This is a genomic window from Deltaproteobacteria bacterium, assembly GCA_029860075.1.
Taxonomy (GTDB): Bacteria; Desulfobacterota; JADFVX01; order JADFVX01; family JADFVX01; genus JAOUBX01.
In genome coordinates, this window is the sequence record JAOUBX010000015.1 from 1 (window position 1) to 11,592 (window position 11,592).

Here is an 11,592-nt window from a genome sequence, read left to right on the forward strand (position 1 = left end):
TCCTTCAGCAGAGATGATGTCACCGCTTTGATAGGAGCTACCGTTAAGTGTGGAAGATGAGCTTTCCAGGTTGATATCCATCACCGTAATATTAGCCGCAACATCAATGTTGTAATAGCTGTCTTCCTCAACGCCCGTTAAGGTGATGACTGGCGCTGTTTTGTCAATGGTGAAGACAACGGTACTGGTCACTTCGTTCCCTGCAAGGTCGGATGCAGATGCCGACAAGGTATACTCTCCCTCAACATTGATGACCGTGCCTCCAGTATAAACCTCACCATTGAGTGTCACCATCTGCGCTGAAAGATGTGCATCTGAAACAGATACATTCGGTGTTACATCAGAGGTGTAATAGATTCCATCATTAACGCCTGTAACAGCGATCTCAGGGTTTGTCTTATCTATTGTAAAGCCAACGGTACTGGTCCGCTCATTCCCGGCAAGGTCTGTTGCTGTAACTAAGAGAACATAGTCACCCTCATTACTGATGACGGCGCCCTCAACATAGGTCTGGCCGTTCAGTGCAATTGTCGATCCCGAGAAGTTTGAATCGGTAACTGAAACAGCCGGTGTCAGGTCTGTGTTGTAATGACTGCCGTCTTCAATGCCCGTTAAGGTTATGGATGGCGCTGTTTTATCAATGACGAAGGTCATTGTTTGAACCGTCTCGTGCCCGGCATGGTCTGTTCCCTTGACAGAGAAAGTGTAGCTGCCATCTTCACTGATAACGCTCCCTTCGGTGTAGGGCTGACCATTCAGGGTGATGGTTGTACCTGAAAGGTTCGCATCGGTCACCGAAACAGAGGGTGCTACATCGGTATTGTAGTAGCCGCTGTTTTCAACCCCCGTTACAGCAACTACGGGAGCAATCGTATCCTTCACAATATTGAGGGTAGCTTCACTACTTTCGTTTCCAGCTCTATCCGTCACCTTAACGGACAAGGTGTTGCTGCCCTCGGCAAGGATGATTCCCTCTACCGTAAAGACGCCGTCCTGACCAACTGCAGCGGTGTAAACCATTGAACCAAGAACAACAGTGACCCTACTTCCCGCCTCGGCAGTGCCTGAGATAAGCGCCCTGTCTGCATCGAGGTAGCTGCCGTCTAAACCGGCAGCAATGGCCGCCCTTTCCGGAGCTGTTGTATCGATTGTAAAACTCACACTATCCGTCGTCCCGAGACCGGCTTTATCGACTGCCTCGACAGAAAGGGTATGACTTCCCTCACTACTCACCGGCACAACGCCGCCTGTTGTCAAAACCGTTGAGCCATCAAGCTTGACAAGGATGCTGTCAATATTCGTATCCTGTGCAGATACAGCTATTGAAAGGCTGCTGTTATAGTAACTCCCACTGGTAACACCGGAAAAGGTTACCGAAGGCGGAGTCTTGTCGATGACGAAGGAAACAGCGCTGCTGCTTTGGTTGCCCCATTGGTCCGATGCCGACGCAGTAAGCGTATAACTTCCCTCACCTGTTATAGGCGACCGGTCATAGGCTGCCCCATTGAGTGTTATCGTTTGAGCAGAAAGATTGGCATCCGTAATAGAGATGGATGGCGTAAGCTGAGAGGTATAATATTTTCCCTCTTCCACACCGGCAATTGATATAACCGGCTTAACATCATCAACAGGCGTTACATTTGCAATCACACCTGTGCTCTCACCTGACGTACTGAAAGCCTTGACCTTGAAGCTATAAGCCACTCCGCTTTCAAGACCGGAAAGCTCAGTTCCTGTTGCCGCCGGATTATTGATTGTCTGAAGAAGGTTTTCCGATGCTGCATATAACTGGTAGATTTTATAGCCCGTAGCATCACTTGAAGGTGAAGGCGTCCAGGAAAGCTGAATAGTTCCGCTTTCATCACCGACTTTATCTGTTGCCGTCATATTGCTTACATCTTGAGGCGCCAGGTTAATATTTAGAGGAATAAGGGCTCCCTCGTTGCTGCTTATTGTAAATTTATTCTCACCGTTTAGAAGAGCAACATCCGAGAGTGTTACCAAAATATTATCGGCGACAACGTCATTTCCAACGGCAACTTTAAAATGTGCCACAGATCCGCCTGTGCCGTTTGGCAGCGTTGCGCCGTTTGTATGTGCAAAGGTGTAGAGGGCACTCCCATTCTTAACAGTCTCATTATCCATAACAAGCACACCGTTAGAGCCGGCACCTGCGGTAAAGTAGCTCCCGATGTGAGACGTTGAACTCAATACATCTGCCGTCAAAAGAGGGCTGCCAACGACAACATGAGAAGGCTCTCCCTGGGTCAGGTCGGAAAGACCGGAAACATTAGCCTCCCCGGCTTCCATATTCAGCCTAAATTGTACGGCGCTCAATCCTTCATGAGGAATACTGCTAACGACAATATCGAACCAGAGGCTTTCCCCCGGTTTAACACTATCAGAAGAAGGAACGACCTTGATGGTAGCCGCATGGGAAAAGCCTGCAAAAATAAAAATGGAGAATATCAGTAAAATCCAGTTTCGCCAAAGGCCCTTCATTCCTTTCATAATAGTTCCCTCTCTTTTACTCCTACTTTAACTCATAACACGATCTTATGATTTTTCACCTTTTCATCCCCGCCCCTTATTGTCACACAGTCTCTCATTGAACATCTGTCCTTCCATATTCAAGGGCAAACTTGGAAAACTCACGCACATCCACCTTACCTTCCGTATCGGTAACAAAGTTGTAATCAGGGTTGTAATTGGCATCATCCGGCAGTGAGCGGTATTGCTCTCTGAATAAACCAAAATCATTGTCATCAACAATACTGTTTATATCAATGTCCGCAAAAAAACCCTTTTCCGGCTCAGCCACGTAAACAAGTCCGGAGTTTGCAGACATTTTTCTGAAATGAGTTAAAGTAAACAGGAGGTCGCCCCGGTACACTCTTAAGGTCAATCTCTCGGCCCCTGCCAGCTTCATCGATGTGCCGCTGCCGTCAAAGAGGTTATTCATATCAAGAAGTCCGGCAGACAAAGTCCCCCCTTCTCCCACAAATGCAGAAACAGGATAAAGGGAATTATCTGTCTCAATGATAACAAGGTCGCCTTCACCGGGCTTATCCGATGAATCGGAGGGCCTGACATAAACGGGGAAAACGGCCAGATCGTTAGAAAAGCTCTCGGCCACGCCTGTATTGTAGGTAAAGGGAGCAACCTTTGCCGCCGTTGTCACCTCAAGAACGATGGAATAGCTCACATCAGCGCTGTTTAGCGCATTTCGAGTAACGGCCCTCACATAATAGGTCTTTCCCGCCTCCAAACGGGCAACGGTAGCCCTCATGATGCCTTTAATCTTTGCCGCGTTTTTAATAGAAGGAGAAAGACCGGACATAGTCATTATCTCAATAGACGCATTAATAAGGTTCGACATGGAAGAATCCATTGCCACCTCAAGTTCCGGCTCGGCGTCGACATCCGTCATCCAGACAACAGAAAAAGACGAGGTTGTCACATCGGTTATCCTGACAGCAACCGTTTCGGGAGCGGAAAGAGAGGCTTCGGCTTTCATCAATAAGAGCGCTGCAAGAGAAAGACAAATTATTTTTTTCATTTTTCAGTCCGATTTAAAAGTATAATCCCGAATTTTTTGATGCTACTCAGCATTTAAACTAACTTTACAGAAGCATACAAAAAAAAGCTTGCACTATCTTGCGTTTTTATCGGACTAACTTGCGCTTTTATCGGATTTTTTTGCGCTTTTTTCGGACTATCTTGCTAATCCTGGCTGGTATTGAACTTTTGAAGGTAGGTTGTGGGATTGCAGCCCTCACTTTTTTTGAAGACCCGTTCAAAGTAGGTAATATCATTGTAACCAACTGCAAAACATATTTCTATAATCGTAAAGGGTGAAAACCTTAATAGCCTTTTTGCCTCCCGCAGCCTTATGCTGTTAAGGTATTTCTTATAGGGCATCCCTGCAAACTCGCTAAATTTCCTTGAAAAGTGATACTTGCTCATGGATGCAACATTGGCTACCAGTTCAAGAGGAAGTTCCTTGCTGTAGTTCTCATGTATAAATACCCTGGCCTTCTCGATTTTCTGGTAAACGCTTCTTTTATTCCCGTTTCTGGGTCGGCCACCTTTTCCCGTATCCAGTTTGTCTAACTGCGGCACCGACCTGAACCGTTCATTCTTCCAGATAGTTTCCAGAATTGTTTTTACACTTTTTATGATATCATCGGCCCGAAAAGGCCTTGAAAAGTAATCTCTGGCGCCAAGACGAAAAACCTTCATGCAAAGATATTCCGAACCTGATGATGCCACATATATTACCGGAATGGATGGTTTTGCCGTTTTCAGACTCTTTAAGGCGTCAAGACCTCGCTGCTCAGAAAAATCGTGGTCTATTATTGCAAGTGATGACTCGAGGTATGGATCTACAAAGATGTCTTCATAGGAAGGGGGAATTAATATTTCAAAGTCATCTCTCAGGTACTGCAAAATCGAAGCGCTATGTTCATTCCTGGCATTCGCAAACAGTATGGTATGCTCCATATAGGGAAACCTCAGCCTCTAATAATTTTATATACTCTCATCCTTCTTTCCACCAAAAAAGCCATGCAAGACAAACTGCTCTTTTTTTGAACTTGCCTATTATTGCACAATATAGAACCCTTGTCGCGACATATATTGCTAAATTAGCGACATATATTGCTCTTTTGCATTTTTTTTGAAAAAACAGACTTTATTATCCGAAGCCTGAATTCCAAATCAGGCGTTTGAGCGAACTATCGAGACACCCTGAAGGCAAGCATTTATGACGTAGATTCACCTTTCCAGGATGATTGCAAAAGTATTGAATTGCAACACAACCGTACTTACCTGGACGATGAGGAGAAGAAAGCAGTATCTGACTTTAAGCGGGATTTGGAGGGATCGTTGCTGCTGAAAGAAAGGGGAAAAACAAGAAGCGTTAAACGTTGAGGTTGCTACGCTCCGGAACCGGGACACCTCAACCTTTTTATCCCAGGAGCCTGTTGGACTTAGGAAATTACAGTGTAATATATGGTTTCACAGCGCTTTCAAAAAATCTTAGCTTCACCTGCAAGTTAAGCGGTCATTATTCAGGCTTATTGTTTGCCCGAACGGGGGCACACGGGACATGATCCGATGGTCTTTGTTTCCCCCTTTTTGCCGTCCATGGCAAATGCCTCGTATCCACCAAGAAGATATCTCACATGCCTGCCGGCTGACATTGCAACCATTTCAGCATGCTCTTTTCCCTTATCTGAAGCCGAAAAAACAAGCACCAGTTCACCCGCCCCTTTCAACTTCATGACAAGATTTTTCTTTTTTTGTTCCGATTTAAATATCTTTTGAAGGTTTTCAATCCTTTCATCAAGTGTTGTACCTTTAACGACAACAGCTCCGGAAACAGTTCCTTCCTTAGCCACCTCTTTCCCCCTCATATCATAAACATTCATTTCCGTTCCTTTTTGAAGCGCCCACTTGAGATCTCTTGCCGTAACATAAGCGGTCTTTTTTCCCGCATCTCCCCACACAGGGTATCCCGTCAAACTCCAGGCGCCGATGCCCCCTTTCATGACAAAGGCCTTTTTCATTCCCTTTCCAATAAGGATTTCAGCAGCTTCACGGGCAAGCTTCTGTCCAATAGAATGGTCGACCAGTACAACAATACGGTTTTCAGGCAACTTTTTTACTTTCAACGTATTACCGGGAATATTCATTGCGCCTACCATATGCCCCCGGTTAAAGGCGTGCTCACTTCTTACATCAACGAGCCAAAGACCGCTTCCCTCTTTTAGTAGATCGTAAACCCTCTTGGCGCTGATCCACTTCCAAACGGGCTTTTCAGCGGCATGTAAAACAACAGGACTGAACAACAGTAGTACTATAAATATTGAAATAATCTTTTTCATATACCCCTTTCCCCTTGGGTCCTATACCTTGCAGAGCCTATCGTTACGGTTTCCATCCGTCAATCCGCTCTATCATGGTAATAACCAGGCCTTCGCCGGGGCTAATGTCAAAGTTAACGCCCACAGGCGCTACCGCTCCACTGTCACGCTTAACGGCAGCCGTCTCCCATCTGCCGGTGATGCCGTTAAATCGTCTTACACTCTGAATTTTGTCCAAACCGACTGATTCAAGCAGGTCATAGGCCCTGTAACCAATCGGTATGGAGAGGATACCAATCTCATTTGTGCCGGTCAATAGCCTGTAAGTAGCAACTTCACCTGTTTCGGCCACATTGATCGCCCCCTCTGTTGCGGTATAAAGGACGATGGCCATCCCTGCTCTCAGAGCAAAGTCCTCACCGCTTGTCCCGGCACCATCATACTCAAATACGGAATAGGTTCCATGAAGAGCATCAAGGGCCATGACCTTTTCAATACCAAGTTCAACACCGTAAGCGGAAATAAGCGCCGACACTGTTGGATACTGGGAGGTGAGGCTCTCTCCGACAGCAATCAGGTTAAAGCCGGGCCGTACCGTCACATCAAGGGGAACTGCTACAACCTCAAGCTCTGCCATGTAGATCCTGTATGTTCCTCCCCTGTTGTCCTGCCAGACCACATAGCCGGCACCAATAGCCGGTTCCTCCTGTTTTGCAGGATTGGCATTCAGGATGCCTCCGAGACCTGTGGCAATGTCGTAGAAAGCGAGGTTCGGATCATTGAGCCCCTTTTCATAATCAGTGTAAACGATGGTACCACCGTTAATGTCAGCGCCGGCCTGATCACCGGCGCCATAGGTGAGCCGCCTTTCACCGTTGGCCTGCTTTAAGTAGATGTCCCTGCCACCGTTGCGGTGGTCCGTCCAGAGATAGATATTGCCGGAAAGAACCGGATCGGTCTGGTTGTCAATATTTGTGGTAAGCCTCGTTTCCGTTCTGCTCAGAAGGTCATAGCTGTAAATTTCACCCAGACCATGGCGATAGTCCTGCCAGAGAATGGTCGTCCCTTCTATGGTCGGGTTCATCTGGTCACGCTCATGGTTTGTGATCTGTATCTTTTCCATAGTAGAAAGGTTATAGGCAAAGATATCCCAGTTACCGGCCCCATTATCCTGCCAGACCACCCAATCACCGTTAATTGCCGGTCTTTCCTGATTGCCTGTGTCGGTGCTGACTGCAAATTCACTGCCTGTGGCTATATCATATCCATAGATATCCCCACCATCGGTCCTGCTATCCTGCCATACAATGCGGCCACCGTCCACATCAGGATATATCTGGTCCGAAATATTGGAGGTAACCACCGTTTCCGTACCGTCAGGCAGGTCCCTGAAATAGATGTCCCAGTTGCCTGCCCGCTGGTCCTGCCATACGACCCTCGTCCCGGAAATGGAAGGATATTTCTCCTCACCGTCACCGAAACTTACACGGTCACCGGAAAACCATTCTGCGACCTCAAGTGAAACGGTCATTTGAGATTGATGGTTCACATCAGCATCATTACCCAGACCATCCCTGACGGTTACCCTTGCCGTATATTTGCCTGTAGCCGCCAACATACCGCCGTCCTCTTTCCCATACCATATAAAATCTCCGGCAGTATTATCGGAAAGTTCTCCTTCAATGGTTCTTACAACAGCATCTGCCGAGAAACTTTCTCCAGCTGCAATCTCGATCGTCAGGGGAAGATTACTCACATTATCGGAAGCAGTTATATTAAGGTTGAGTGACCTTGCAGCAGCAATTCCTTCCGGAGCATGTGGAATGATCACAGCAGGGTTTGCCGTAAAGGAAGAAATGACCGGCGGTGAATCATCAACAACAATAGTTGTACTCTTTATCTCTTCTGTATTCCCGGCGGCGTCGACACTATAGTAATCGACGGCATAGCTTCCCGCACTGCTAAAGTTAAAGGGAACAGCAGGAACAAAATCGGAATCTGTCCCATTGAGCTTCTTCATCATATAATCAACACCACTCCCTCCATCGTTGTCAGAGGCGGTAAAGACAATCCTCGTAGCAGGCGGAATTACAACGGCGTCACCTGCATAAGCATATCCGTCATAAATAAGTGCAGTTACCGGCGGTGTGATATCCTCATCGGGCTGCTCGTATACAAGCATGTAGGTTCCATCAATGACATTGCTTTCCCGGTAATCAAGAAGCTGAAGCATGAATATCTCTTTATAGTCCTCATCCAGCTTCTTATCTACCCAGAAATTATGCGGATCCAGATGGGTGCCGTCCTTTCTTACAACATCTATCAGCGCCAGCATCCCCCTGGACGGATCAGAAGTTCTCACGTACGTCCAGCCTGCATCTACAGGGTTTGACGTTTTTAATTCTACCTTGGGATTATCATTTGTAGGTCTTGCAGGAGTATTGGTGGCGCTCACAGTATAGACAGGAGAAACAGAATCCACCCTGTCCGTTGATCCATTAGGAATTTCGGATTCGAATATAGTATCAGGGAGGTGATCTGCATCCCTGTCAGAGTCGGCCAGAAAATCGAGATAATTATCGCTGTAAGGGCGATTAACCCTGACCATGTGGACCAGATAATGGGCATTAGTCTCCTGAATTAGTGACGTCAGTTCACCACCCAGTTCCGACGCATGTGTAAATTCAGCTCCGAATTCAATAAACCTTCCACTCAATGTTGCTATCATATCCCAGGAAGCCGTAGAGGCTTTTTTACCCTGAAGATCTCCTATAGCAGCGGTAAGTGTCGGGGTTACAGGCGTATCATTTACCTGAGAACCCAGAATTTGAAAATCAACGAGAAGGCCCTGTTTATTGTCTACTATCTTCGGTTGTGCAGATTCTATCTTAAGGTTTTTACCCATCCCATATCCATCGTTGAGTATCCTCAAAGCAAGCGGGAAGGGCACCGGGGCCTCTACCTTTTCCGGTGTAAAAGGGTTATCTCCCAGAACCTCATAAGGCATAAAATAATCAAGCACCAGAAGAGGTTGCGGCTTAATCAGTATCCTGTCAGGAGCAATCGGCACGACTTCATTTGTCTCCCCGACACTATAGGTCAGGGTAGCGCCGGCCCAATAATAGACGCCCCTTTCATTATCCCCCCCCGTACCGGGTGAGGGAATGATCAGCCAATGGACTTCAGCTGCCGTATTCGCCTGTACAATGCCGTCACCTGTCACACTATCAATATTTTGAGTACTGGAAAGCTTAATAAAAAAGAGGTCGTTCATTATATTGCCGTTAGCATCAGTGAGCATTACATCTACCCTGACTTTTGTAAGGTCCTTGTCGGGGATTTTGTTGGATATTACCAGTTTGGCGTCGAAAGCGATCCGCTCAAGGGTAAGCTCCTGTATAATCTCCATCGATACCTTTGAGCAGGCCGTATCGGCAGCGTAGGAATATGTCGTTATGAATGCTGTAAAAATTATCAATAATCCTTGTATATAACGTCTCATCATGGATTACCTCCATTATTTCCCTCCAGTATTCTCATCATGACACCTCCGCTTCTCTCGGCGGCAATTACCTCGCCCCTGTTACCGTTGACTATGTATGAGAAGGCAAAGGGTCTGTCATTGTTGTCGATCCCATACCCAGCCAAGCCATAAGCCTCTTCAAGCCTTGCTGTTTTAACCCTGAAACGGGGATTATCAAAACCGCTATTCATCAACACCCTGTCACTGCCTGCCTCGGGGAGGCTTTCCTTAAAAGTTTTAAACCATGGCCTCTTCGAAATCTCATAAAGATAACCAGTGAAATACGCAGAATTAATTCTGTTTTTTTCAGAGAGTCCCGACCCGTCTGCCATTTTGGCCACTTGCCCCCTTAGTTCCCCAATCCCTGCAAGAAATTCCTCTGCCGCCTTAATTCCTTTTTCAGCCGATCCCGGCCTCCCGAAGCGCTCAGCGCCGAGCAGGAGCAATAGATTATCGGCGACAACATTAAGACTGTTCATGTTCATATCATGGATTAACTTTTCCAATTCAGGGGCAGCTATTTTTACAAGCATTGTCGAGTCTGCAGGGACCTTGCCCTCTATCGCTTTGCCCCTAACTTTCACCCCCTGCTCGACAAGTATTACCTTTAAAACGCCCGCCGCAAAAAGAGCGGGAGATTCCAGTGCAAATCTTTTCTTTATATGACCGCCGCCTTTGCGGATATTACCTTCGATATGATAGAGATCATCTTTCGACTTCCTGATTTTAATGGTATTCTTCATCCCCGAAACAGTCCTCGCCGAGACCGAAAACCTGACGTCACCATTCCCGGGTTCGACACGAACCTGCGGCGGCTCCCCCGCTTCTGTCGGGATTACCGTCACTGCTGCCGTATGCAGATCAAGTCCAAGGGCCGAAGGGATCGCATAGGCCGCACCCTTCCGATTTCTTTCAAAACCGCCACTTTCAAAAAAGGTGGAATCAGCAATGATATCTCCCTCAACACTTCTTAAGCCCTTGCGGGAAAGCTCACGGACAGCTGTTTCAAGCTCAGCGGCAGACAAAAGCGCATTCCCTAGTCCTACCAGGTAAAGGTTACCCCTGAGCAGCCCATCCTCCAACACCCCGTCATAAGAAATAGTGGTCGTCATGTGCAGCCCATCCCCTGCAAATGCACGGTCAAGCGTTGCACCCGCCACCACCAGCTTCATAAGAGAGGCCGGCACAAGCGCTTCACCTTTGGCGCTTCCCGCATTTATTGTCTCCCTGGCTGTTTTCATATCAACCACATTCAGACTCCATCGAGTATCTTTCGTTAAAACTTCCCTTAGCTTCCCTTCCGCTATCGCCTCTCTTACGTCTCCACCATAAGCTAAGAGCGGCCACCCCGAAATAAACATCAAACAAACCCACAGCACAATCTTTCCCATAGTCCACTTTATCAATAAATAACTAAATACATTTCATGGAATTTCAGTGTTTGTGATGGGCAGTGCCCATCCTACTTGGCTAGTCGGCTATCTCTATTTATTCCTCAATATCATCACACATCACCTACTTCTATCACACCAATGAGTATTCTTTTTAAATTCGCTCGAACCTTTCCTCGTTTCAATAATTATTAACTTTAATTCATTGCTTTTAACAATTTTTTCTAATTCATCTAATGCATCACTTGCCGCTTTATTGCACATTAGAGACAATGTGGAGATAGATGTTCTGAAAGTAACTTTCTTTTGCTGTTTAGCTACGCTAAATATGTTTTCTACATCTCTTTCGTCATCAATAATTGATAAAGCCAACATTGCATTAATTGATAAATGAACATCATCACTCACAATATACTCAGTGACATATTTTCTTATTTCTTCCGTATCAACATCTATCTTTTTATTTCTTTTTGCCTGCAATAATACTCCGGCAATTTTTACCTTTACTATATTCTTATTGATTGTTTCCCATGACAACTCTGGATACTTGTCTTTGTTCCCACCCCATAAATCCTTAATTAATGGCAGTATTTCTCCCTGATAGCGCATCTTATTTACTTTATTGAGAGCTTCGATCACACTATCAACATTCTTTGTGTTTATCACTGAAATTAATTCTTCAGTGTCAATATAATCATCTTGTGAAGCAGATACATTTACACTGACCACAATTATGAAGAGTAAGGGCAAACAACTACATAATGCTTTTCTAATAAATAATCTAAATTTCATAATTAGCTCCATAAAATTT

At 46.0% G+C, this 11,592-nt stretch carries 7 protein-coding genes; all 7 read right to left on the reverse strand.

From position 1 onward, the window contains the following. On the reverse strand, nt 1–2,511 hold a 2,511-nt coding region (locus OEV42_06585), incomplete at its 3' end, for an Ig-like domain-containing protein (protein MDH3973930.1). Nucleotides 2,512–2,605: 94 nt separating this feature from the next. Next, entirely contained in the window at nt 2,606–3,559 is a 954-nt protein-coding gene (locus tag OEV42_06590; protein ID MDH3973931.1) for a hypothetical protein, read from the reverse strand. Nucleotides 3,560–3,723: 164 nt separating this feature from the next. Beyond that, nucleotides 3,724–4,503 (reverse strand): response regulator transcription factor, encoded by a 780-nt coding sequence (locus OEV42_06595; protein ID MDH3973932.1) that lies wholly within the window; start codon nt 4,501–4,503, stop codon nt 3,724–3,726. A gap of 575 nt (nt 4,504–5,078) precedes the next feature. After that, the gene (locus tag OEV42_06600; GenBank protein MDH3973933.1) at nt 5,079–5,888 is read right to left on the reverse strand and encodes a rhodanese-like domain-containing protein; all 810 of its coding nucleotides are present in this window, start codon (nt 5,886–5,888) and stop codon (nt 5,079–5,081) included. Nucleotides 5,889–5,931: 43 nt separating this feature from the next. Further along, a complete protein-coding gene (locus OEV42_06605) occupies nt 5,932–9,372 on the reverse strand; it encodes a hypothetical protein (GenBank protein ID MDH3973934.1) in 3,441 nt (1,146 codons plus the stop codon). Then, the gene (gene dacB / locus OEV42_06610; GenBank protein ID MDH3973935.1) at nt 9,369–10,781 is read right to left on the reverse strand and encodes a D-alanyl-D-alanine carboxypeptidase/D-alanyl-D-alanine-endopeptidase; all 1,413 of its coding nucleotides are present in this window, start codon (nt 10,779–10,781) and stop codon (nt 9,369–9,371) included. The genes OEV42_06605 and dacB overlap by 4 nt, the downstream gene beginning before the upstream one ends. 120 nt (nt 10,782–10,901) lie before the next feature. Further along, on the reverse strand, nt 10,902–11,573 hold the full coding sequence (locus OEV42_06615; GenBank protein ID MDH3973936.1) for a hypothetical protein: 672 nt from the start codon (nt 11,571–11,573) through the stop codon (nt 10,902–10,904). Nucleotides 11,574–11,592: the final 19 nt, after the last annotated feature.

Bases quoted from the DNA above. Each gene is read 5' to 3' on its own strand.
- OEV42_06615 (MDH3973936.1), bottom strand. From the start codon at position 11,573: ATGAAATTTAGATTATTTATTAGAAAAGCATTATGTAGTTGTTTGCCC.
- OEV42_06595 (MDH3973932.1), bottom strand. From the start codon at position 4,503: ATGGAGCATACCATACTGTTTGCGAATGCCAGGAATGAACATAGCGCT.
- OEV42_06600 (MDH3973933.1), bottom strand. From the start codon at position 5,888: ATGAAAAAGATTATTTCAATATTTATAGTACTACTGTTGTTCAGTCCT.
- OEV42_06590 (MDH3973931.1), bottom strand. From the start codon at position 3,559: ATGAAAAAAATAATTTGTCTTTCTCTTGCAGCGCTCTTATTGATGAAA.
- OEV42_06605 (MDH3973934.1), bottom strand. From the start codon at position 9,372: ATGATGAGACGTTATATACAAGGATTATTGATAATTTTTACAGCATTC.
- dacB (MDH3973935.1), bottom strand. From the start codon at position 10,781: ATGGGAAAGATTGTGCTGTGGGTTTGTTTGATGTTTATTTCGGGGTGG.